Source organism: Microbacterium sp. AR7-10, assembly GCF_001878835.1.
Classification (GTDB): domain Bacteria; phylum Actinomycetota; class Actinomycetes; order Actinomycetales; family Microbacteriaceae; genus Microbacterium; species Microbacterium commune.
Map to the genome: position 1 here is coordinate 68,091 of NZ_MJIR01000039.1, position 23,089 is coordinate 91,179.

The window sequence follows — 23,089 nt, forward strand, 5'->3', positions numbered from 1 at the left end:
CCAGGCGGCGAGCGGTGAATACACTGGATGCCGTGACCCACCTCGCCGAAGACCGCCAGGCCCTGCTCGATCTCATCAAGGACGAGGCCGTGTTCCACGGCGACTTCACTCTCTCCAGCGGCAAGAAGGCGACGTACTACGTCGACATGCGCAAGCTGACGCTCGACCATCGCGCGGCTCCCGCGATCGGGCGCATCATGCTCGACCTCATCAAGGACTTCGACATCGCCGCCGTCGGCGGGCTCACGCTCGGCGCCGATCCGATCGCGAACTCGGTGATGCACGCGTCGGTGGCGACGGAACGCCCGCTCGACGCATTCGTCGTGCGCAAGGAGCCGAAGGACCACGGCCGAGGCCGCCAGGTCGAGGGCGCCGACATCGCGGGCAAGCGGGTGATCGTGCTCGAGGACACCTCGACCACCGGCCAGTCGGCCCTGAAGGCCGTCGAGGTGCTGCGCCGCGAGGGCGCCGAGGTGCTCGCGGTCGCCGTGATCGTCGATCGCAAGACCGGTGCGCAGGCCGCGATCGAAGCCGAGGGCCTGCAGTGGCTCGCCGCGTACGACCTCGACGACCTGGGCCTCGACCCGCAGTAGCCGCTGTGCCCGCCGGCACCCCGCTGACACCCCGCTGACACCCCGCTGACACCCCGGTGACACTCCGGGGGCCGACACTCCAGATGTCGGACCGATTCGCGCGATCCGTCCGACATCTGGAGTGTCGGCCCCCGATTCGTACGTGGTTCCGGTGTCTCGTCAGCGCTTACCGCGGGGCCGGTCGTCGTCGTCCCAGGGTCCCTCGTACCACTCGCCCCGGTTGTCGCGCTTGCGCGGCTTGAGCAGCTGGATGGTGATGAGCGTCAACGACGCGAGGCCGATGCTGATCAGCACCAGGAACAGCATGTCGCTCTGATTCACGGTCGGTTCCTCCTCGCTCAGCCTAGGCTCAGCCAGATCGCGTGGGCTGCTCCGTCGGGCAGGTCGGCCGGAGCGGTGATCTCGACGCCGACGCTCACACCCGCGTCCTCCAGTCGCTGCAGCAGGTCGGGGTCGCGATCGCTCACCCGCAGCACGCGGCCGGTGTGCCCAGCGGGCGCGTCGCCGAGCAGCACGAACGGCTCGCGTACGACGTCGCCGTTCGCGTCGGGGATCGCGTCACCGTGCGGATCGAAGCGCGGGCGTCCGAGGCGCTCGTCGATGGCATCCAGCAGCCGATCGCTGATCGTGTGCTCGAGCACCTCGGCCTCGTCGTGCACCTCGTGCCAGGCGTAGTCGAACTCGCGCACCAGCCAGGTCTCGATCAGGCGGTGGCGGCGCAGCATCTGCAGGGCGCGCTCCCGCCCGGCATCCGTCAGCTTCACCGCACCGTACGGCACGTGCGAGACGAGACCTGCGGCAGCGAGCTTCTTCACCATCTCGGTGACGCTCGACGGGGCGATGCCGAGCGCACCGGCGAGCTGCGACGGGGTGATCGGCGCGTCCTGCCACTCGGTGTGCGCGTAGACCGTCTTGAGGTAGTCGTCGAAGGCGGGGGATGCCATGCTCAGCCGCCGAGTGAGACCAGCACGTTGAACGCCGCGTTGCCCGCGAAGAACAGGATCGCGAACCCGGCGATCGCGGCGAGCAGCGACAGGCGCCCGTCGTAGTCGGTCACGCCCCGGGTGCCGATGGCGCGAGCCCGGAACGCGAGGAAGAGGGTCAGCGCGCCGAGCGCGAGCTGCACCCACGGTCCGCCGGCCGGAAGCAGATCCGGCAGCGCGATGAGCAGCACGCCCAGGGCTCCCGAGGCGAGCGCGAACCACGTGCTCAGCTGCATCGCCCGACGCGCCTCGGAGTCGTCGCGGTGCTTCTTGGCGGGGGAGGAGGGCATGATCTCGAGCCTACCCGGGGCAGTCCGCGCCTCCCTCGCGTGCCGGGGTCACGCGCCGGTCGCGACCAGCCAGAGCAGCACGGCGTTCAGGGCGATCAGCAGCACCGCGAACACGACGCCGAGCACGGTGGTGATGGTGCGGTTGGCGTGCTCGCCGAGGGTGCGGCGCTGGGCGGTCAGCGCGACGAGCGGCACGAGCGCGAACGGGATGCCGAATGACAGCACCACCTGACTGAGCACGAGCGCGAGAGTCGGGTCGAATCCGACGCCGAGCAGCACGAGCGCAGGAATCAGGGTGACCAGGCGCCGGGCGAGCATCGGGATGCGCACGGTCAGCAGTCCGTGCATGATCTCCGCTCCCGCGTAAGCGCCGACGGAGGTCGACGCGAGACCGGACGCCAGCAGCCCGACCGCGAACAGGGTGCCGATCACCGGGCCGAGGCTCGCGCTGATCGCGGCATGCGCGCCCTCGAGCGAGTCGGTGCCGTCGACGTCGGCGAGATTGGCTGCGGCCAGCAGCAGGATCGCGAGATTGACGGAGCCCGCGATGACCATCGCGATCGTGACATCCCAGCGGGTGACGGCGAGCAGCATCCGGATGCCCGGGCGGCCGACCTCGGCGGCGAACCGATCGCGCGTGAGAGCACTGTGCGCGTAGATGGCGTGCGGCATGACGGTGGCGCCGAGGATCGAGGCGGCGAGAAGCACCGAGCCGCTGTCGGCGAAGCGCGGCAGCATGCCGCCGAGCACGCCCGCGGGGTCGGGCGGTGCGACGAAGAGTCCCGCGACGAACCCGATCACGATGACCGCCATCAGGCCGATGATGACGAACTCGAAGTGCCGTGGCCCGCGCCGGGTCTGGATGGTCAGCAGCACGATTGAGACGGCCCCGGTGATGGCTCCGCCGAGCAGCAGCGGAATGCCGAAGAGCAGATGCAGGGCCACGGCGCCGCCGAGCACCTCGGCGATGTCGGTGGCCATGGCGACGAGTTCGGCCTGCAGCCAGTACGCACGGCGCGCCCACCGATTGCGGATGCGGGTGCCGAGCACCTCGGGCAGGCTCTGCCCGGTGACGATGCCGAGCTTCGCCGACAGGTACTGGATCAGCCAGGCCATCACGTTGCCGACGACGACGACCCAGACGAGCAGGTACCCGTAGCGGGCGCCGGCGGTCATGTTGCTCGCTACGTTGCCGGGGTCGAGGTAGGCGACACCGGCGACGAGGGCGGGGCCGAGCAGCCAGGCGCTGCGCCACCATGACCCCCGCGCTCTTGTACTCTCCACCAGATTTTTAGGCACGCCTAAAAATAGCACTTCCCCTCCGGCTTTCGAATCGCTCAGTTGGCGACGGCCGCGGCCCCAGACCGGCAAGGTGGGCGATTCGAACGCGGGGGTGGGGGCCGCGGTTAGGCTGGGGACGATGGACGAGACCGGGTCAGAGACGCAGCCGGGATACGGCGTCGGCCCGTGGTCGGGCGAGTGGCCGACCGACGAGCACTACGACCCCGAGCTGCTCGCGCACGGCGACACCCGCAACGTCATCGACCGGTACCGGTACTGGCGGATGGATGCCATCGTCGCCGACCTCGACACGCACCGACACCCGTTCCACGTGGCGATCGAGAACTGGCAGCACGACATGAACATCGGCTCGATCGTGCGCAGCGCCAATGCGTTCCTCGCCGACACCGTGCACATCATCGGTCGCCGCCGCTGGAACAAGCGCGGCGCGATGGTGACCGATCGGTATCAGCACGTGGTGCACCACCCCGATGTCGGGGCGTTCACGGCGTGGGCGGCGGGCGAGGGCATCCCGATCATCGCGGTCGACAACGTGGGCGAGGCGGTGCCGGTCGACCGTGCCGCTCTGCCCGAGCGCTGCGTGCTGCTGTTCGGGCAGGAGGGGCCGGGGTTGTCGGATGAGGCGCTGGCCGCGGCATCCGGCCATATCGAGATCACCCAGTACGGCTCGACCCGCTCGATCAACGCGAGTGCGGCGGCGGCGGTCGTCATGTACGAGTGGTGTCGCCGATACGCCTGAGCGGATGCCCGGACGGAGACCGTCCGGTGCTTCTCTTGGTACGCAGTCCCGCGTAGGATGGGCCTGAGTCTCACGCGAATGGAGTGCACCATGGCATCCGACTACGTCCCCCCGGTCGACGACTACCGGTTCCTCTTCGGCGAGGCGTTCGGCGTCGACCTGCCCGCGCGGTCGACCGGCGGCGCGTTCACCGCCGAGGACGCGACCGAGATCGTCGCGGGTGCCGGCGAGTTCGCGGCATCCGTCCTGGCGCCGCTCGAGACGATCGGCGATCGCGAGGGCGCCCGCCTCGAAGACGGACAGGTGCGACTTCCCGCCGGGTTCGCCGAGGCGTATCAGGCGTTCGTCGAGGCCGGCTGGGTCAGCGCCGAGGCGCCTGAATCCGCGGGCGGCGACGGACTTCCCGGTTCGATCCGCGCCGGTCTCGGCGAGATCTGGAACGCCTCCAACGCCGCGTTCGCACTGTGCTGGCTGCTGACCGCGGGGCAGATCCACGCGCTCGACGCGGTGGCATCGGACGAGATCCGCGAGACGTACCTGACCAGGCTCGTCTCGGGCGAGTGGACCGGCACGATGAACCTGACCGAGCCCGACGCCGGCACCGACCTGGGCGCGATCCGCACGATCGCGACGCCTCGGCCCGACGGGTCGTGGGGTGTCAGCGGGCAGAAGATCTTCATCACCTGGGGCGACCACGACGTGGCCGAGAACATCGTGCACCTCGTGCTCGCGCGCACGCCCGATGCCCCGGCCGGCGCCAAGGGACTGTCGCTGTTCGTCGTGCCGAAGTTCCTGCCCGACACGTCGGGTGCGCCGGGCGAGCGCAACGCCGTCACCACGGTCGCGCTCGAGCACAAGCTCGGCATCCACGGCAGCCCGACCTGCGTGCTCGCTTACGAAGACGCGACCGGATACCTCGTCGGTGAGGTCGGCGGGGGCCTCGCGGGCATGTTCGTGATGATGAACTCCGCTCGCGCGGGCATGGGATTCCAGGCGACCGGCATCTCCGACCGCGCCTATCAGCAGGCCGTCGCCTATGCGGACGACCGTCGTCAGGGCGCGGTGCTCGACCGTCCGGCGGGTGCGCCGATCGCCGAGCATCCCGACGTGCGTCGCCTGCTGCTGTCGATGCAGAGTCGTCTGTTCGCCATGCGCGCGCTGGGCGTCTACGTCGGCGACCTGTTCGATCGGGCGGCGACGGACGACACCGGTGCGCTCGCCGAGTTCTTCGTGCCGATCCTCAAAGGGTGGGCGACGGAGGATGCCGTCGCGCTGACGAGCGACGCGATCCAGGTGCACGGCGGCATGGGCTTCATCGAGGAGACCGGCGTCGCGCAGCACTACCGGGATGCCCGGATCATGCCGATCTACGAGGGCACCACGGCGATCCAGTCGAACGACCTCATCGGCCGCAAGGTGATCCGCGACGGCGGCGCGACCGCCGAAACGCTGTTCGCGCTCATCGGCGAGACGGTCGAGGCGCTTCGGGGGTTCGATCACGAGGTCGCGCGGCGCACCGCCGATCGCCTCGAGCGGGCGGTCGATGCGGCTCGCCGCGCCACGGCGTCGCTGCTCGGCTTCGGCATGACGCGCGACGCGTACGGCGTCAGCGTGCCGTACCTCATGCTGCTCGGAACCCTCGCCGGCGGCTGGATGCACGGCCTGGCGGTCGCTGCTGTGCTGGCGCACGCGACTCCGGACGCCGCAGACGCCGCACGCCTGGTGTCGGCCGACTTCTACGGTGCGCATCACCTGCCGCGCGTGCACATGCTCGCCGAGACGGTCGCGGCGGGTGAGGTCGCCTGACTCTGCGGCAGGTTCGGTCGCCTCTGGCTGACGCCCCCGATCACTGCCGAGACCCCTGGTTGCGAACGTCCGCAGCCAGGGGTCTCGGCGTCACATGGGGGTGTCGGGGAGAGAAGGCTCGGTCAGGCGGCGACCTTCGTCCACGCGTCGGTGCGCACCCGCCAGCCGAGCGTGCCGAGGCGCGCGAGCAGATAGACGCCGAAGAAGGCGACGGCGAGCCACACCAGACCGGCCGTGCCGTCGACACGGGTGGCGGCGATGATCCACAGCACGGGCAGGAACGGCACGAGGTTCAGCAGCCCCGCGATCGCGAGGTAGCGCGCGTCGTTGGCGCCCATCAGCACGCCGTCGAGCACGAAGACGATGCCCGCGACGGGCTGCGCGACCGCGAGCACGAGGAAGGCGGGCTGCACGAGCGCGCCGATGGCGGCATCCCCTGTGAAGACGACGCCGATCACGCCCGACAGGGCGGCGATGGCGGCGCCGACGATCACCCCGAACCAGGCACCCCACGCGACGGTGCGGCGCAGAATGCGGTGCACCTGGGCGAGATCACACGATCCGAGGCTCTTGCCGATCATCGCCTGCGCGGCGATCGCCAGGGCGTCGAGGGCGAAGGCCGCTGTCGAGAAGATCGTGAAGGCGATCTGCCAGCCGGCGAGCTCGCGCGTGCCGATGCCCGTCGCGACGGCCACGGTGGCGAGCAGCGCGACGCGCAGACTAACGGTGCGCAGGAACAGCCATCCGCCCGAGCGGGCGGTCCCCCGGATGCCGCTGCGCTGCGCCTTCATCGATGCGCCGTGACGGAGGGCGAGGCGGCGGATGACGACGACGTAGGCGGCGACCATGCCCCACTGCGCGGTGACGGTGCCGAAGGCGGAGCCGGCGATGCCCCAGCCGAATCCGTAGATGAAGATCCAGTTCAGCAGGGCGTTGGCGCCGAAGCCGAGGCCGGCGATCCACAGCGGGGTCATGGTGTCCTGCATCCCCCGCAGCAGCCCGGTGGCGGCGAAGACGATGAGCATCGCCGGCAGGCCCCACATAGAGATGGTGAGGTACGTCTGCGCCTCGGTGGAGACCGCGTCGGATGCCCCGAATGCGGCGATCAACGCCGGGCTCGCCAGTGCCCCGACAGCGGCGAGCACAGCGCCCAGCCCCAGGGCGAGCCACATGCCGTCGATGCCGACCGAGACGGCATCGCCGGGGCGGCCGGCTCCGTACCGGCGTGCGACGGCGGGCGTGGTGGAGTACGCGAGGAAGATCATCAGCCCGACGATCGTCTGCAGCACCGCGCTGGCGATGCCGAGGCCCGCGAGTGGTGAGGTGCCGAGGTGGCCGACCATCACCGAGTCGAGGATGAGGAAGGCGGGCTCGGCGACGAGGGCGCCGAGCGCAGGCACGGCGAGCCGCAGGATCTCGCGGTTGAGCGCGGGGGACGGGGATGCGGTGGATGCCACCTCACGAGCCTATGGGGTGGTGCCGACAGGGTTGTCTCGGTGCCGCGTGGTCTCCGACGTCTAGGCTGGTGACTTTGAGGAAGGACACCACATGACGTCTGCATCTGCATTCCGCACACTCGTGCCCGTGGCCGCAGCGATCCTGCTCCTGACGGGATGCAGCGCCGAGCCGACGGATGCGATAGGCAAGCAGCCCGCCGCCAGCACCGGCGCTCAGGATTCCTCATCCGACGCCGCGGGCGCTGCGTCGGGATCAGACGCCGTGTTGGCGGAGGGCACCACCGACCTCGGTGAGAAGGGTGTGATCACCTCGGTGGTCCGCTCGATCACCGCCGATGAGAAGGTGATGCACCTGAGGTACGCGCTCACGCGCGACGGTGGTGACGAGCCCGAGAGCTTCTTCAGTCTCGGCATCGGCCACGCGCCCACGGTGACGGACCTGGCGAACCTCAAGGCCTATCGGCCGTTCTGCGCGGAGGGGAGCTGGACCGGGGATGACAAGCAGATGTGCACGTACACCGTGCTCGGCTCGGTGCCGCATCACGCGAACACCGACCTCGCGCCGGACGCCACGATGGAGGTCGGCGTGCTGCTGCCTGCGCCCGAGGGCCGGCCCGAGACGGTCGACGTCATCCTCGGCGATGGCCTGCCCGGCTTCTCGGCGATCCCCGTCACCTACGTCGACGACGCGCGATGACGCGGATCATCGCCATCGCGCTGGCAGGGGTCCTTGGAGCGCTCGTCGCGACGTCGGCTCACGCCGACACGGATGAAGACACCTACATCGACGCGGAGATCACGCAGACCATGATCGAGGCATCGACGATCGATCTCGATGCTCGCGCCGCGACGGTCGATCTCGACGCGAGCGGAAGCAGGATCGAGCTCGAGCAGACGATCGAGGAGCGCGAGCACCGCACCGTGCGCCTGACCTCTGACCTGCTGTTCGCGTTCGATTCCGCTGATCTCACCGAAGCCGCGCGCGGTGCGGTCGCCGACCTCGCGGCCGGTATCCCCGATGGGGCGGCCGTCACGGTCGACGGACACACCGATTCGATCGGCGACGGCTCCTACAACGACGACCTGTCGCGTCGGCGGGCCGACGCCGTCGCCGCGGTGCTGGCAGAGACGCGACCGGGTCTCGGACTCACCGTCACGGGGCATGGCGAGCGGGAGCTGCTCGTCAAGGAAGGCGAGGGTGACCAGGCGCCGAACCGCCGCGTCGAGGTCGGCTTCGATTCACCCCGAGGTTGATGCCTCGGCGGCGACCGCAGCAGCGTGAACCGCCGTCTCGCATCCCAGCCCCGACCGCCGGCTCTGTCGGGGCCGGATTAGGCTGGGTCGCATGACTGACGTTCTGCCCTCCGGCCTTGCCATCAGCGAGTTCAGCTCCGACATCCGTCCGCAGGACGACCTCTACCGCCACGTCAACGGAGCGTGGCTCGAGGCCGCCGAGATCCCCGCCGACAAGGCGCGCTGGGGCTCGTTCCACATGCTCGCCGAACAGGCCGAGAAAGACGTCCGCGAGATCATCGTCGAGTCGCAGGATGCCGCCGAGGGCACCCTCGAGCGCAAGGTCGGCGACCTGTTCCGCAGCTTCATGGACACCGACCGCATCGCCGAGGTCGGCCTCGCGCCCCTGCGGGCAGAGCTGGCGAAGGTCGACGCGATCGACAGCATCCCGTCGTTCCTGCAGACGATCGGCGAGCTCGACCGCAACGGCGTCGCCGCGCTGATCGGCGTATTCATCGAGCCCGATCCGGGCAACCCCGAGCGCTACGTGCCCTTCGCCGTGCAGGCCGGTCTCTCGCTGCCCGACGAGAGCTACTACCGCCTCGACAGCTTCGAGGCGATGCGTGCCGCATACCGTGCGCACCTCGAGCGCCTCCTCGCCCTCGCCACGATCGAAGACCCGGCAGGCCAGGCGGACCGCGCCTTCGGCCTCGAGCATGAGATCGCCGGACACCACTGGGACAACGTCGCATCCCGCGACGCGGTGAAGACGTACAACCTCAAGACGTGGGACGAGTTCCAGACGCTCGTCGGCGTCGACCTCGCACCCTGGCGGGATGCCGTGGCGACCGCTAACCCGAGCGCATTCGACGAACTCGTCGTCTATCAGCCGAGCTTCTTCGAGGGTCTCGGCACCCTGCTCATCCCCGAGCGTCTCGACGACTGGAAGGCGTGGCTGCGAGCCAAGGTCGTGCACGGCATGTCCTCGTACCTCACCGACGACTTCATCGACGAGAACTTCTCGTTCTACGGCACCGAGCTCACCGGCACCCCGTCGATCCGCGAGCGCTGGAAGCGCGGCGTCTCGCTCGTCGAGGGGTCGCTGGGCGACGCCGTCGGGCGGATCTACGTCGAGCGGCACTTCCCGGCCGAGTCCAAGGCCGCCATGGACGAGCTGGTAGCAAACCTCATCGAGGCGTACCGGCAGAGCATCCAGAAGCTGGACTGGATGAGCCCCGAGACGCGGGAGAAGGCACTCGCCAAGCTCGACACCTTCCGCCCGAAGATCGGCCACCCCGACGTGTGGCGCGACTACGACGGCGTCGACATCGATCCGACCGACCTCGTCGGCAACGCCCGCCGCGCGACGGTCTTCGAGCACGACCGACAGGTCGCGAAGGTCGGCAAGCCCATCGACCGCGACGAGTGGTTCATGCCGCCGCAGATGGTCAACGCGTACTACAACCCGCTGATGAACGAGATCGTCTTCCCCGCCGCGATCCTGCAGTACCCGTTCTTCGACCCGAAGCGCGACGCGGCCGCGAACTACGGTGGGATCGGCGCGGTCATCGGGCACGAGATCGGTCACGGCTTCGACGATCAGGGCAGCCGCTACGACGGCGACGGCCGACTGCAGGACTGGTGGACGGATGCCGATCGCGCCGCGTTCGAAGAGCGCACCAAGGCCCTGATCGCCCAGTACGACGCGCTCGTGCCCGTGGGCCTGAGCGAGGAGAACCACGTCAACGGGGCCCTGACCATCGGTGAGAACATCGGCGACCTCGGCGGTCTCGGCATCGCGCTGAAGGCCTACGAGCTTTCGCTCGCCGGCGAGGAGGCACCGGTGATCGACGGCTACACGGGCGTGCAGCGCCTGCTGCTGTCGTGGGCGCAGGTGTGGCAGCAGAAGAGCCGCGATGCCGAGACGATCCGTCTGCTGACGATCGACCCGCACTCGCCCAACGAGTTCCGCTGCAACCAGATCCTCAGCAACATCGACGCGTTCTACGACGCGTTCGATGTGACGGAGGGCGACCGGCTGCACCTGCCTGCGGAGCAGCGGGTCACCATCTGGTGAGACCGGGGTAACCCGGCCGGAGGGCGCGGGTTAAGATGGCCGGGGCGCGGCCGACAGGACGTCGTGCTGAGCGCCGGCCGGAATCGCCTTCTCTCGGATAGGACATCGCGCGTGGTCTCGTCGCCCGCCCCCGAACCGTCCTCCGGTGTGCCCTCAGCCCGCCGGCGAACGCGACGTGGCGTGGGGCGCGTTCCCCGTCGCGCGGCCGCCGGACGTCGCTCCTTCGCGTCGAGCCTGCGCCGTCTCGAGGAGCTGGCGCAGAGCGGAGCGCAGGTGTCGGTGCACGTCGTCGAGCTCGACTCGGGGCGCGTCGTGCTGAGCGGAGACGACCACGTCCCGCTGCCGATCGCGGGGCTCGGTGTCGTTCCGGTTCTGGTCGAGACCGCCGCGGGCTTCGCGTCTCGCGCGCTCGACCCGCTGCGGATCATCGACCGTCCCGACGATCACGTCGCCGGCTCGGGGCTGTGGCGGCACCTTCGCGCGCCCGCTCTTCCGCTGGTCGACCTGGCTGTGCTTGCCGCGGCTGCCGGAGACCCCAACGCCGCCAACGCACTGCTCGACGCCGTCGGGCACGAGCATGTCCGGGCGCGGATGGTGTCCCTCGGGATGCCGCGCAGCGCCGTGCTCGATCTGTTCCGCGACGTGCGCGGGCCCGATGACGCCCCGCACGTCGCGGTCGGCACGACGCGCGAGTTCGCGACGCTGTTCGCCGGGCTCGTCGACTCCCGCGCGGTGGACGCGGCCGTCAGCGCCCAGGTCGCCGAGTGGCTCAGTCTGAACCAGGATCTCAGCCTCGTGGCATCCGCGACCGGACTGGACCCGTTCGCGCACGACGATGACGCGCACGGTCTGCTGTTCATCAACAAGACCGGCCGCGATCGCGGGGTGCGCGCCGAGGCGGGGGTGCTCGTCGGACCGCGCACGGGCGTCGCCTACGCCCTGACGGTGTGCTTCGACGACCTTTCGATCAGCCACCGGCTGCGCGCGCACGACGCGTTCCGCGTGCTCGGCACCGACCTCATGGAGTTCACCCACTGATCCCTCGGGCGAATCAGTCGGGCAGCGCGGGATGCGCTTCCGACGCCGGATGCCTGGGGATGAGGAACGTCAGCGCGAAGCCGATCACCCCGGCGACGATCGACAGCCAGAAGCACACCTCGAAGGCCTCCCGGGTCGGGATCGCGCGGCCGCCGACTTCGATGCTCATCGAGGCGAGCACCGCACCCATCACGGCCGACGCCGTCGAGGTGCCCACCGATCGGAACAGAGCGTTGAGCCCGTTCGACGCGCCCGTCTCGTGCGCGGGGACGGCGCGCATGATGATCATCGGCATGGCGGCGAAGGCGAACCCGATGCCGATGCCGATCAGCACATTGGCGACGACGAAATGCCAGATCTCGGTCGACCAGATCAGCACGAAGGCGTAGGCGAGCACGATCGCGGCAGTGCCGACGGTGAACAGCGGGCGCGGTCCGACGGTGCGCTCCAGCCATCCCGACAGGGGCGAGATGAACATCATCATGACGCCCGAGATGGCGACGATCATCGCCGCGGTGAACATGTCCAGCCCCAGGCCGGATCCGGTCTCGCGCGGCAGCTCGAGCATCTGCGGAAACGTCACGTTCGACGAGAACAGGGCGAAGCCCATGCCGATCGCGGCGATGTTCGTGAAGAGCACGGCGGGGCGAGCGGCGACGCGCAGATCGAGCAGCGGCTCCTTGGCCTTCAGCTGATACCAGCCCCAGACGGCCAGCACCACGAGTCCGCCGATCAGGCACACCAGCGCGAAGGGAGATGTCCAGCCCCACTCCGCTCCGCGCGAGACGTACAGCAGCAGCCCGGTGAGCCCCGCGGCGAGCCCCAGAGCGCCGATGACATCGAGGCGTCCGGGTGCGAGCAGCACGTCATCGGGCACGACGAGCATCACCAGCACCAGCCCGATCACCCCGAGCCCGGCGGCGAGCCAGAACAGGGCGTGCCAGTCGGCGTTCTCGGCGACGAACGCCGCCACCGGCATCCCCACCGCCCCGCCGACGCCCATAGTCGCGCTCATCAGCGCGACCGCGGTGCCGAGTCGTTCGGGCGGCAGCACATCGCGCATGATCGCGATGCCGAGCGGCACCACCCCGGTCGTCGCGCCCTGCAGCGCGCGGCCGATGATCACACCGACGATCGACGTCGACAAGGCGGCCACGATCGAGCCGATCGCCAGCAGAACCAGCAGCGCGATCACGACACGGCGTTTGCCGTACATGTCGCCCAGGCGGCCCGAGATGGGCGTCGCCACGGCCGCGACCAGCAGGGTGATCGTGACCACCCAGCTGGTGTCTTCGCGTGAGGCGTTCAGCAGCCTCGGCAGCTCGGCCTGCAGCGGCACGACGAGAGTGAACATGAACGCCGAGCACAGGCCGACGAAGGCCAGCACGGCGATGATCGCCCCGCGGGGAGGGGTGCGGGAGAGCCGCTTTCTCGCTCTGTCATCCGCATCGTCCACCGATAGAGGCTATCGGCTCGCACAGACACCGGGACCGGATGCCGGTCAGCTGACGCCCTTCATGAGCTTCAGCACCGGCTTCACCGACACGAACAGCCCCGCGCCGACCGCGATCGCGATCAGGCCGAGCACGGTGAAGTACGGTGCCTCGTTCTGCGGGTCGTAGAACTGCACGAGCCATCCCGAGATCGCCGTGCCCAGCGAGACCGAGAGGAAGAACAGCGCCACCATCTGCGTCTGGAACCGCGCCGGTGCGAGCTTGGTCGCCGCCGACAGCCCGATCGGCGAGAGCAGCAGCTCGGCGACGGTGAACACGAACAGGATGCCGACGATCGCCAGCAGCGGAGTGGAGCCCTCACCGCCGTTCGCGAACGGCAGGAACAGCAGGAAGGCCACGCCCATCAGCGCGGTGCCCAGGGCGAACTTCACCGGGGTGGACGGCTGTCGGGTGCCGAGGCGGGTCCACAGCGCGGCGAAGAGGCCCGAGAAGATGATGATGAACACCGGGTTGATCGACTGCACCCACGACACCGGCATCTCCAGCCCGAAGATCGAGCGGTCGAGGCGCTTGTCGCTGTACACCGTCAGCACGGTGAACTGCTGCTGGTAGAGCGACCAGAACGCGACGCTCGTGATGAACAGCGGCACGAACGCCCACACCCGCGAGCGCTCCGTCGAGTCGACGTGCCGGCTCGAGAGGATCACCGTGAAGTAGGCGATGGTCGCCCCGAGCGCGCACAGGATGACGATGCCGGCCAGGTTGTCGACGCGGATCACGCCGGTGAGCACGAGCGCGACGATCACGACGACCGCGCCGACCGCGACGCCGCCGAACAGCGGGTAGCGGCTGCGAGGCAGCGGATTCGGAACCTCGCGCGCGGCGGCCGGCAGCTCTTTGCGGCCGAAGCTGTACTGGATGAGGCCGGCCGTCATCCCGACCGCGGCGAGACCGAAGCCCCAGTGGAAGCCGACGGACTTCTGCAGCAGGCCCGTGAGCAGCGGACCGAAGAACGAGCCGAGGTTGATGCCGAGGTAGAAGAGCGAGAACCCGGCATCGCGTCGCGTGTCGTCTGCGGAGTACAGGGTGCCGACGACCGCCGTCGCGTTGGCCTTGAGGCCGCCTGAGCCGAGCGCCACGAGCACCAGCCCGACAGCCACACCGGCGACACCCGGGATCAGCGCCAGCGCGAGGTGCCCCGCGACGATGACGATCGCGCTGCCGAACAGCACACGCTCCGAGCCGAACAGACGGTCGGCGAGCCACGCGCCGAGGATGGTCGAGAGGTACACCGACCCGCCGTACGCGCCCACGATGCCGCCCGCGACCGCCTCGTCGAGTCCCAGCCCGCCCTTCGTCACGCTGAAGTACAGATAGATCAGCAGGATGCCCTGCATGCCGTAGAAGCTGAACCGCTCCCACATCTCGACGCCGAACAGGTGGGCCAGCGCGCGCGGCTGACCGAGGAACTGCTTGTGTGACGCCGTGCTGTCGGTCGCGGATTCTGGGGAAGGCATCCGTCCAGATTACGCGCGCGCCCTCGCGGTCATCCGCCCGTGGGCGCCGGTCAGCGCGCTGCGCGGCGCGCTCGCAGCAGCCCGATCACCCCGGCGACGAGGATGATCGCGGCGACGATGAGAGCCGTGATGCCGATCGGCGTGCTCTCCGGTTCGCCGCTCAGCCGGCCGATGGCCGCCCAGACCAGGCCCCACGACGTCGCGAGGGCGGGAGCGAGGCGGCGGGTGACGAGTGCGCTGGCCGCGCCGATGACGGCGACGACGACGAGCACGGCGACACCCCAGGCATCCGCCTGCTCGCCGAGGCCGGCCGGAACGGTCTGCGTCAGCCACGCGGCGGTGTTCGCGACCGTCGCGATGGTCACCCATCCGAAGTGCAGCCCCATCACGCCGTCGAAGAGGGTGAGATCGACCAGGCCGGATGCCCGGTCGCGGCCGAGCAGGACGATGATGCGAGCGAGCACGGCGAGCAGCGCCGCGATCACGATCACGGTTGCGACGAGGTTCAGGTAGCGGGCGGTCACCAGCCACAGCCCGTTGAGCACCATCGATCCCGCGACCCACCAGCCGATCGCGCGCTGACGCGAGCTGTCACGCTGAGCAGGCAGCGCCTGCCAGACCGTGTACGCGGCGAGGCCGAGGTAGATGAGCGTCCAGATCCCGAACGCCGGGCCGGCCGGAGCGAGGTAAGACCCTTCGGCCGACAGGGCGCCGTTCTGCAGTTCGGTGACGGATTCTCCGCCGAACGCGCCGCCGCCGACGGCGGCCCCGATGATCATGAACACCGCCGCGGCGATGATGGTCGACTGCCTCATGATGTCGCGTCCGGTGCTGTTCATGGCCAAGACGATACTCGTCGTAGGCGAGCAGCTCGCCAGGGTTGACAAGTCCGAGTGCGGCGGCGAAGCCTTCCCGGCCCGCTGACCGCCCCGGTACGCTGGCACGGTGCGCACGATTCGAGATCTCGACACCGTTGAACTGATCATCGACGCCCAGGAGCTGCTGGACTCGATCCGCGGCGAGAACCGCGTCATCGACGCCGGCACCCTGCGCGCGCTGCAGCACTCGGGCAACTACGTCGTCGGGCTCTTCGACGACAGTGAGGGCGAGGACCGGATGGTGGGCGCCTCGATCGCGTTCTTCGGCGAGCCCGCGCGGCGCACGATGCACTCGCACATCACGGCGCTGCTGCCCGAGTACCGCGGTCGCGGCTGGGGTCGCGAGCTCAAGGAGCATCAGCGGCAGTGGGCGTTCTCGCGTGAGGTCGGCCGCATCACCTGGACGTATGACCCGCTGGTCGCGCGCAACGCGCACTTCTTCCTCACCGTGCTCGGCGCGCGGGTGAGCGGTTACTCGGTGAACCGCTACGGCATCTTCGGCGGCGGCGACGCGGGAGACGAGAGCGACCGGCTCGACGTGGAGTGGTCGCTCGCCGACATCGCCAGGCCCCCGGCATCCGATGCCGTCGTCGCCACACTCGAGATCCCCTCCGACGTCGAGGCGATGCGCGTCAGCGACCCCGATGCCGCCCACGAGTGGCGGCTGCGTCTGCGTGGCGAGATGGAGCAGCTGCTCGGCCGCGGCCTGCGCATCGCCGGCTTCGACAACGACCGAGGCTACCTGTTCACCGAGTAGGCGGCAGCACGAAGGCCCCGGTGTCGCCGGGGTTGACCGCGACCTCCCAGCGGAACCCGTCGGGGTCGGCGAAGTAGCCGGAGTACCCACCCCATGCGCGCCGGTGACTGAGACGCCTCCAGCATCCACCCGCGTCTCCTTTCGAGGCCGTAACGCGGCGCGGGTAGGATTGGGATGCCCGTGTTCACGGGCTCCTCACCCGCAGCATCCGACCATTGGAGCCACCGTGGCCGAACAGTCCCGTCTTGACAAGGTCATCGCCCTCGCCCGCCACCGCGGGTTCGTTTTCCAAGCGGGTGAGATCTACGGCGGCTCGCGTTCGGCATGGGATTACGGCCCCCTCGGCACCGAGCTGAAGGAGAACATCCGTCGGCAGTGGTGGCAGACCTTCGTGCGTGGGCGCGGCGACATGGTCGGCCTGGATTCGTCGATCATCCTGCCCAAGCGCGTGTGGGAGGCATCGGGTCACGTCGCGACCTTCTCCGACCCGCTCGTCGAGTGCCTGCAGTGCCACAAGCGCCACCGCGAAGACCACCTGATCGAGGCGTTCGTCGCCAAGAAGGGCCGTCAGCCCGAGAACGGCATGGCCGACATCGCCTGCCCCGACTGCGGAACCCGCGGCCGGTGGACCGAGCCGAAGTCGTTCTCCGGTCTTGTGAAGACCTACCTGGGCGTCGTCGACGACGAGTCGGGTCTGCACTACATGCGCCCCGAGACGGCGCAGGGCATCTTCGTGAACTTCTCGAACGTGCTCACCGCATCGCGCAAGAAGCCGCCGTTCGGCATCGGCCAGGTCGGCAAGGCGTTCCGCAACGAGATCACCCCCGGGAACTTCATCTTCCGCACCCGCGAGTTCGAGCAGATGGAGATCGAGTACTTCGTGCCGCCCGCCGAGGCGAAGGAGTGGTTCGACCACTGGGTCGAGGCGTGCTGGAACTGGTTCGTCGACCTGGGGGTGAACCCCGAGAACATGCGTCAGTTCGACGTTCCGGAGGATGAGCGCGCGCACTACTCGGCGGGCACCATCGACTTCGAGTACCGCTTCGGGTTCCAGGGCTCGGAGTGGGGCGAGCTGATGGGCGTGGCGAACCGCACCGACTACGACCTGTCCTCGCACAGCGAGGCGTCGGGCCAGTCGCTGACGTACTTCGACCAGGCATCCGGAGAGCGCTACACGCCCTACGTGATCGAGCCGTCGTTCGGCCTCACCCGCGCCATGATGGCCTTCCTCGTCGACGCGTACGAAGAGGAGGAGGTGCCGAACGCCAAGGGTGGCACCGACACCCGCACGGTGCTCAGGCTCGACCCGCGGCTGGCTCCCGTCAAGGTGGCCGTGCTGCCCCTCTCGCGCAATGAGCGACTCTCGCCGCTGGCGCGGGAGGTGGCCGACACCCTGCGCGGCCGCTGGACCGTCGACTTCGACGATGCCGGCGCCATCGGCCGCCGCTACCGCCGTCAGGACGAGGTCGGCACCCCGTTCTGCGTCACCGTCGACTTCGACTCGCTCGACGACAACGCCGTCACGGTGCGCGACCGCGACACGATGGGCCAGGAGCGCGTGCCGCTCGAGAACCTCGAGGCGTACCTGTCCGAGCGCCTGCGCGGCGCCTGATGACTTCATGACGGAGCCCCGATTCACATAGGTGAATCGGGGCTCCGTCGTCTCAGCGCCTGATCAGAAGTCTTCGCCCTCGGCCTGCGACGGGTGACGGTCGAACCAGTAGGGGCGGCCGATGTGCAGCAGTGCGTCGGTGTCGATGAGGTCGTTCTCGCGGTCCATGTTCGTGGCTCCTTCGCGCGGATGTGGATGGCTTGCTTCCAGCCTCGACGAGAGAACGCCTTCTTGCGCGACCTCTCGTGCGAAAGAATCCCCGTTCCTTCCTTCTCGATAAGACCCCCCGTCCACCCCACCCCACACCCACCGCCCTCCGGTATGAGTTCGTGCCGCCGGGAGCGGGTCCAGGCGGCACGAACTCATACCGGACGAGAAGCGGTTGCGTCAGGGGCGGGTGATGCGCAGCGTGCGCACCTCGAAGGGCTTCAGCGCCAGGGCGGTGCCGGTGCGCGCGTTCTCGAGGTCGTCCTCGATCAGGCTCACCTCGCGGACGCCGGTGTGCTCGAACCCGATCGACAGCTCGCCCTGCGTGCGGCGGCCGAGCGACTCGTAGACACGCACGATCACGTCGCCCGAGCGGTCGTCGGCGAGCTTCACCGACGACACGATGATTCCCGTGCCGGTCACCGAGACCAGCGGGTCGACCTCGTTCGCGCCGCGCACGAGCGTCGTCGGCGCGTTGAGCCTGATGCCCTCCGCCGTCGCGATCTCGGCATCCGCTCCGATCACCAGGCCCACCTCGATCTGGTGGTGGCCCTGATCGGTGTCGGGATCGGGGAAGCGCGGAGCGCGCAGCAGCGACAGCCGAACCGTGGTGGTGACGTCGTCGCCGTCGACATCACGCGAGGTGTCGTAGCCGTAGATCGAGTCGTTGATCAGGGCGGCGCCGAACCCGTCGTCCTCCTGGGCCAGCACGAAGCGGTGCATCGAGGTCTCGAACTTCGCCGCCTCCCAGCTCGTGTTCACGTGCGTGACGCGGCGCTGGAAGCCGAACTGCGTCTCGGCCAGAGTCTCCCGCGCGAAGATGTCGAGCGGGAAGGCGAGCTTGAGCAGCTTCTCGGTCTCGTGCCAGTCGATGTCGTTGCGCAGCATGACCGTGCGCGAGTCCGCTGCGAGCACGATCGTCTGCGCGATGGTCGACTGCGAGAACTCGCGGACGACCTTCACGACGGCGGCCCCGTCGACGACGGATGCCGAGACGGATGAGGCGCTGGTGAGGTCGTCGACGCGGTTCTTGTAGTAGCGATCGATGTCCCACGCATCCCACATGTTCGGGAAGTCCTGGTGCAGCTGGAACAGGTTCGCGGGCTTTCCTGCGGGGATGGTCTCGCGGCCGGTGGCCCTGTCGATCGCCGAGGTGATCAGGCCCGACGCCGAGACCGTGACCACGACGAGGTCGTTCTCGAGAACGTAGCCGTCCGCGGTCTCCGCGAGCGAGGCGGATGCCTGAGGGCGCGCGAGCTCGGCGGCGCCGAGCTCGCGACCGTCGCCCACCGAGCTCGGTGTGAACACGAGGGCGCGATCGCCGTCGCCCGCGAGAGCCTGGCGTGACGCGGCTGACAGCTGCTCCGCATCCGCCAGCACCTGCGAGAGCACCTCGACGGCCTCACGATGCACCCACGCGATCGACGTGCCGGGCAGGATGTCGTGGAACTCGTGCAGCAGCACGAGCTGCCACAGCCGGTCGAACTCGTCGTACGGGTACTCCGCGCCCAACTGCACGGCGGCTGTCGCCGCCCACAGCTCGGCCTCGATGAGCGCCTGCTCGGCCCAGCGGTGCAGCGCCCTGGTGGCGTGCTGGCTGGTGAGCGTGCCGCGGTGCAGCTCGAGGTACAGCTCGCCGACCCAGACCGCCGGGTCGGTCAGCTCGGCCTTGGCATCGTCGAAGAAGGCATCCGGATGCTTCCATTCGACCTTCGCTGAACCCTCGAGATCAGCCAGACGCAACGCCTTGCCGGTCATCTCGCGGGTCGTGCCGCCGCCGCCGTCGCCCCAGCCGACCGGGGCGATCGACATGGTGGCGACGCGGTTCTCCTTGAACTGGCGCGAGGCCTTGGCGACCTCCATGCCGGAGAGCTGGGAGTTGTAGGTGTCCATCGACGGGAAGTGCGTGAACATCCGCGACCCGTCGATGCCCTCCCACAGGAAGCTGTGGTGCGGGAACACGTTGCGCTGGTTCCACGAGATCTTCTGCGTGAAGAACCACTCGAACCCGGCCCGGCGCATCAGCTGCGGCAGGGCGGGGGAGTAGCCGAAGCTGTCGGGCAGCCAGACGCCCTTCGACCGGATGCCGAACTCGCGCTCGAAGAAGCGCTGGCCGTGCGAGAACTGGCGCACGAGTGACTCGCCGGTCGGCATCACCGTGTCGGACTCGACCCACATGCCGCCCAGCGGCAGGAAGCGGCCGTCCGCGACGGCGGCCTTCACCCGCTCGAAGACCTCGGGACGGTGCTCCTTGATCCACGCGTACTGCTGGGCGCTGGACATGCCGTAGAGGAACTCGGACTGCTCGTCGATGAGCGCTGTCATCGACGAGGTGGTGCGGGCGACCTTGCGGATCGTCTCGCGCACCGGCCACAGCCAGGCCGAGTCGATGTGCGCGTGGCCGATCGCGGCGATGCGGTGCGCGCTGGCGTCGGCGGGAGATGCCAGCACATCGGCCAGTTGCGCGCGGGCGTCGCCGGCGGTATCGACGATGCGCTGCAGGTCGAGTACATCCAGTGCGTTGTCGAGTGCCTGCAGGATGCGCATGCGGCGCGGGCTCGTCTCGGGCAGCTCGGCCTGCAGCTCGATCAGCACCTCGAGGTCGAGCGAGAGGTCGAACACCTCCGGCTCGAAGACCGCGAGGTCCATGTGGCGCACACGGTACAGCGGCTCGGGGGAGGAGGTGCGGATGTCGCCCTCCTGCGTGGGCAGGAAGGGGTGGTAGTCGAGCAGCACGGGGTTGGCCGCGCCTTCGAGGAAGAGCTCGACGGTGTGCCCGGCGACGGCGTCGATCGGGACCCACTGGTTGCGGGGGTTGATGCTCTTCACGGGCGTGCCGTCCGGTCGGTAGACGAGCGCCTCGCACTGGAAGCCGGGCATGTTGATGTCGAAGCCGAGGTCGATGAGCGCCTCGACCTTCTTGCCGCCCCACTCGGCGGGCACTTCGCCGCGCACGCGGAACCACGTGGTGCCCCAGGCCGGACCCCACATGCTGCCGGCGGTGAACGGCGTGAAGTCGAGGGCGAGGCCCTCGGCGGGGGCGATGGGCTCGCCGGGCAGCTGGTGCACGGCGATCTCAAGCGGCATCCGGGCCGAGTGGATGGCGGGGCGGACGCGCTCGGTGAGCACCCGGTTGACGCGTCCGACGGTGAGCGAGGTCTCTTCGTGCATCGGGGTCCTTTGCGGTGCGGAACGCGGCGATGGTCAGACGACGGTGTTGTTCGACGAGTAGGTGGCGACCGGCTGCGAGAGATCCGGATGCACCAGCTCGGTGATCCCGCGGGATGCCAGCACGCGGGCATCCGCAGCCTGCGTCGACGTCACGAAGGCCGCATCGACGCCGCTCTCGCAGGCCTGCACCCACGCCTCGAAGATCGGCCCGCCGGGCGCGAGGGCGCCGCGGCTGACCGGGGTGTCGTCGTCATCGACCTCGATGACGATGCCCAGCTCGCGGGGCACCCGCGGACCGCGCTCGCGCAGCTCCGGGATGATCTCGGCGAAGCGCCGACCGATCGGCTTGGCCGCACCTGACTGGTCGATCAGGCCGAGGGAGTACTCCAGCTCGGGGAAGTCCACGAGCGAGCGGCTGACGTCGTGCGAGCACCACCATGTGACGCCCCAGAGGTCATCGGTGCGGGCGGCGTTTCGCACGGTCGCCTCGAGGAAGCCGGGCGTCTCGTCGTCGGTGAGGCAGTTCGAGGGGGCACCGACCTCCTGCAGCCACGTGCGGCGCCGCGGGTCGGTGGCGAACGCGCGCGACACCTCGATCATGTACTCCGCGTGGCGGTCGGATGCTGCGGAGCGGCCGCCGTACCGCTGCGCGGTGCCGTTGAAGATCCAGGAGTGCACGGTGGTCATGGCGCCCAGGCGTGCCGCGAGGGCGGGGGTGAAGCCGTGCCCGTCGAGGTACCAGGCGGCGTCGTACTCGCTGTGCACGTGCTCCTGGTCGGGAGCGCTCGACTCGGCCGCGTCGAGCAGCGTGGTGATCCAGTTCGCCGCCTCGGCGGTGGTCACCGGCCACGGAGAGGGGTGCACCGACGCGGAGAACTGATTGGTCTCGTTGCCGGTGGTGAATCCGAGGAAGTTCTTCGCATCGCCGAGCGACTCGGCAAGCCGCTCGACGAGCGCGACCTGCCCGCTCAGTGCGTCGGGGTGCGTGAACATGTTCTTGTCGTGCCAGGTGTACAGCCACGAGGGGATGAAGTCGAAGCTCGACAGATGCCCCTGGATCACGTCGACGCTGACGTCGAGCCCGAACTCCGCGCCCGCGTCGACGACGGCGCGCACGTCGGCCACCGCCTCGGCGCGGATCAGCGAGCGATTCGGCTGCAGCACGGTCCACAGCGGAAAGATCCGCACATGGTCGAGACCGAGATCGGCGAGGTCGGCGAAGTCCCGGCGGACGTCGTCGAGGTTCAGCGAGAGCCAGGAGTGCATCCAGTTCGTGGAGGGCGTGTAGTTCGCCCCGAAGCGGAGGGGCGCAGCGGCCGAAGCCGTGGTGGACATCGCTGTCCTTCCTTCATGGCCGGTCAGAGGTCGAGCACCCTCTGACGCGTGGTCGTCACGATTCTGTCGAGCGTATCCCACCACCGTGCGCCGCTGCGGGCGTCAGTTACCCGAGTTGCGTCCCCATAGAATCTTCTGAAGCACACTCGGAAGGACGCCATGAGCGAGACCGTCAAGAAGCACCAGGACTACAACCCCGGACCGCGGGTGGGAATCACCTTCTCCACCTTCGACCTGCTGCACGCCGGGCACATCATGATGCTCGCCGAGGCCAAGCGGCAGTGCGACTACCTGATCTGCGGTCTGCAGATGGACCCGACGCTCGACCGCCCCGAGAAGAACGCTCCGACGCAGACCGTCGTCGAGCGCTACATCCAGCTGCGCGGCTGTGAGTACGTCGACGAGATCGTCCCCTACTCCACCGAGCAGGACCTCGAAGACATCCTGCGCTCGTTCAAGCTCGATGTGCGCATCGTCGGAGACGAGTACGAGGAGCGCGACTTCACCGGCCGCAGCTACTGCGAGGAGGCGGGCATCGAGCTGTACTTCAACAGCCGCAACCACCGCTTCTCGAGCTCGGGCCTGCGCAAGATCGTCGCCGCGAAGGAAGCCGAGCGGCTCGCCCGCGGCTGAGCGGCCG

General features: G+C 69.2%; 20 protein-coding genes and 1 pseudogene. 10 read left to right on the forward strand and 11 right to left on the reverse strand.

The annotated features are described in order from the left end of the window. Positions 1–32 precede the first annotated feature (32 nt). Positions 33–593: an orotate phosphoribosyltransferase gene (gene pyrE / locus BFN01_RS04500; protein ID WP_071642032.1), complete on the forward strand. Its 561-nt coding sequence runs from the start codon at positions 33–35 to the stop codon at positions 591–593. A gap of 159 nt (positions 594–752) precedes the next feature. Here the strand turns inward: pyrE and BFN01_RS15395 are convergent, their stop codons facing one another. Genes BFN01_RS15395 through BFN01_RS04515 form a run of 4 tightly spaced genes read right to left on the reverse strand, consistent with a single transcriptional unit; the run spans position 753 to position 3,150 of the window. Next, complete coding sequence (locus BFN01_RS15395) at positions 753–914, reverse strand: hypothetical protein (RefSeq protein WP_177243801.1); 162 nt, start codon at positions 912–914, stop codon at positions 753–755. A gap of 17 nt (positions 915–931) precedes the next feature. Next, on the reverse strand, positions 932–1,537 hold the full coding sequence (locus BFN01_RS04505; protein ID WP_071642034.1) for a metal-dependent transcriptional regulator: 606 nt from the start codon (positions 1,535–1,537) through the stop codon (positions 932–934). A 2-nt stretch (positions 1,538–1,539) separates the two neighbouring features. Beyond that, on the reverse strand, positions 1,540–1,866 hold the full coding sequence (locus BFN01_RS04510; protein ID WP_071642036.1) for a hypothetical protein: 327 nt from the start codon (positions 1,864–1,866) through the stop codon (positions 1,540–1,542). A 48-nt stretch (positions 1,867–1,914) separates the two neighbouring features. After that, positions 1,915–3,150 carry an Nramp family divalent metal transporter gene (locus BFN01_RS04515; protein WP_256221025.1) on the reverse strand — a complete coding sequence of 412 codons (1,236 nt, stop codon included), beginning with the start codon at positions 3,148–3,150 and terminating at the stop codon, positions 1,915–1,917. A gap of 136 nt (positions 3,151–3,286) precedes the next feature. Here BFN01_RS04515 and BFN01_RS04520 point away from each other — a divergent pair, with 136 nt between their 5' ends. After that, positions 3,287–3,907, forward strand: a complete 621-nt coding sequence (locus BFN01_RS04520) for a TrmH family RNA methyltransferase (protein WP_071642040.1) — start codon at positions 3,287–3,289, stop codon at positions 3,905–3,907. Between the two features lie 90 nt (positions 3,908–3,997). Further along, a complete protein-coding gene (locus tag BFN01_RS04525; protein ID WP_071642099.1) occupies positions 3,998–5,713 on the forward strand; it encodes an acyl-CoA dehydrogenase in 1,716 nt (571 codons plus the stop codon). 122 nt (positions 5,714–5,835) lie between these two features. On the opposite strand, the gene BFN01_RS04530 is transcribed toward BFN01_RS04525, so the two are convergent. Next, positions 5,836–7,170: an MATE family efflux transporter gene (locus BFN01_RS04530; RefSeq protein WP_071642042.1), complete on the reverse strand. Its 1,335-nt coding sequence runs from the start codon at positions 7,168–7,170 to the stop codon at positions 5,836–5,838. A gap of 91 nt (positions 7,171–7,261) precedes the next feature. On the opposite strand from BFN01_RS04530, the gene BFN01_RS04535 reads away from it, so the two are divergent. The 4 genes from BFN01_RS04535 (at position 7,262) to BFN01_RS04550 (ending at position 11,518) form a co-directional block, all read left to right on the forward strand. Further along, a complete protein-coding gene (locus tag BFN01_RS04535; RefSeq protein ID WP_071642044.1) occupies positions 7,262–7,867 on the forward strand; it encodes a hypothetical protein in 606 nt (201 codons plus the stop codon). Next, positions 7,864–8,424 (forward strand): OmpA family protein, encoded by a 561-nt coding sequence (locus BFN01_RS04540; RefSeq protein WP_071642046.1) that lies wholly within the window; start codon positions 7,864–7,866, stop codon positions 8,422–8,424. Before BFN01_RS04535 ends, BFN01_RS04540 begins: the two co-directional genes overlap by 4 nt. 91 nt (positions 8,425–8,515) lie before the next feature. Next, the gene (locus BFN01_RS04545) at positions 8,516–10,480 is read left to right on the forward strand and encodes a M13 family metallopeptidase (RefSeq protein WP_071642048.1); all 1,965 of its coding nucleotides are present in this window, start codon (positions 8,516–8,518) and stop codon (positions 10,478–10,480) included. Positions 10,481–10,660: 180 nt separating this feature from the next. Then, complete coding sequence (locus BFN01_RS04550) at positions 10,661–11,518, forward strand: class A beta-lactamase-related serine hydrolase (protein ID WP_256221026.1); 858 nt, start codon at positions 10,661–10,663, stop codon at positions 11,516–11,518. Between the two features lie 13 nt (positions 11,519–11,531). Here BFN01_RS04550 and BFN01_RS04555 read toward each other — a convergent pair whose 3' ends face one another. The 3 genes from BFN01_RS04555 to BFN01_RS04565 are packed head-to-tail and all read right to left on the reverse strand — an operon-like array spanning position 11,532 to position 15,328. Beyond that, the gene (locus BFN01_RS04555; protein WP_071642050.1) at positions 11,532–12,974 is read right to left on the reverse strand and encodes an MFS transporter; all 1,443 of its coding nucleotides are present in this window, start codon (positions 12,972–12,974) and stop codon (positions 11,532–11,534) included. 45 nt (positions 12,975–13,019) lie between these two features. Further along, positions 13,020–14,489 (reverse strand): peptide MFS transporter, encoded by a 1,470-nt coding sequence (locus tag BFN01_RS04560; RefSeq protein ID WP_071642052.1) that lies wholly within the window; start codon positions 14,487–14,489, stop codon positions 13,020–13,022. A 50-nt stretch (positions 14,490–14,539) separates the two neighbouring features. Continuing rightward, positions 14,540–15,328, reverse strand: a complete 789-nt coding sequence (locus BFN01_RS04565; protein ID WP_071642054.1) for a TspO/MBR family protein — start codon at positions 15,326–15,328, stop codon at positions 14,540–14,542. Positions 15,329–15,434: 106 nt separating this feature from the next. On the opposite strand from BFN01_RS04565, the gene BFN01_RS04570 reads away from it, so the two are divergent. Continuing rightward, positions 15,435–16,124 (forward strand): GNAT family N-acetyltransferase, encoded by a 690-nt coding sequence (locus BFN01_RS04570; protein ID WP_071642056.1) that lies wholly within the window; start codon positions 15,435–15,437, stop codon positions 16,122–16,124. Here BFN01_RS04570 and BFN01_RS15740 read toward each other — a convergent pair. After that, positions 16,114–16,221, reverse strand: a pseudogene (locus BFN01_RS15740) (glyoxalase); the annotation flags it as partial. The gene BFN01_RS04570 and the pseudogene BFN01_RS15740 sit on opposite strands and share 11 nt — an antisense overlap. A 129-nt stretch (positions 16,222–16,350) precedes the next feature. On the opposite strand from BFN01_RS15740, the gene BFN01_RS04580 reads away from it, so the two are divergent. Then, the gene (locus tag BFN01_RS04580; protein ID WP_071642058.1) at positions 16,351–17,736 is read left to right on the forward strand and encodes a glycine--tRNA ligase; all 1,386 of its coding nucleotides are present in this window, start codon (positions 16,351–16,353) and stop codon (positions 17,734–17,736) included. A 387-nt stretch (positions 17,737–18,123) separates the two neighbouring features. On the opposite strand, the gene BFN01_RS04585 is transcribed toward BFN01_RS04580, so the two are convergent. Together BFN01_RS04585 and BFN01_RS04590 are read right to left on the reverse strand one after the other, a co-directional pair. Continuing rightward, positions 18,124–21,114, reverse strand: coding sequence for a glycoside hydrolase family 38 C-terminal domain-containing protein (locus BFN01_RS04585; protein WP_071642060.1), 2,991 nt, complete (start codon positions 21,112–21,114; stop codon positions 18,124–18,126). A 33-nt stretch (positions 21,115–21,147) separates the two neighbouring features. Then, positions 21,148–22,449, reverse strand: coding sequence for a glycosyl hydrolase (locus BFN01_RS04590; protein ID WP_071642062.1), 1,302 nt, complete (start codon positions 22,447–22,449; stop codon positions 21,148–21,150). A gap of 159 nt (positions 22,450–22,608) precedes the next feature. Here BFN01_RS04590 and BFN01_RS04595 point away from each other — a divergent pair, with 159 nt between their 5' ends. Continuing rightward, entirely contained in the window at positions 22,609–23,082 is a 474-nt protein-coding gene (locus tag BFN01_RS04595) for an adenylyltransferase/cytidyltransferase family protein (protein ID WP_071642064.1), read from the forward strand. Positions 23,083–23,089: the final 7 nt, after the last annotated feature.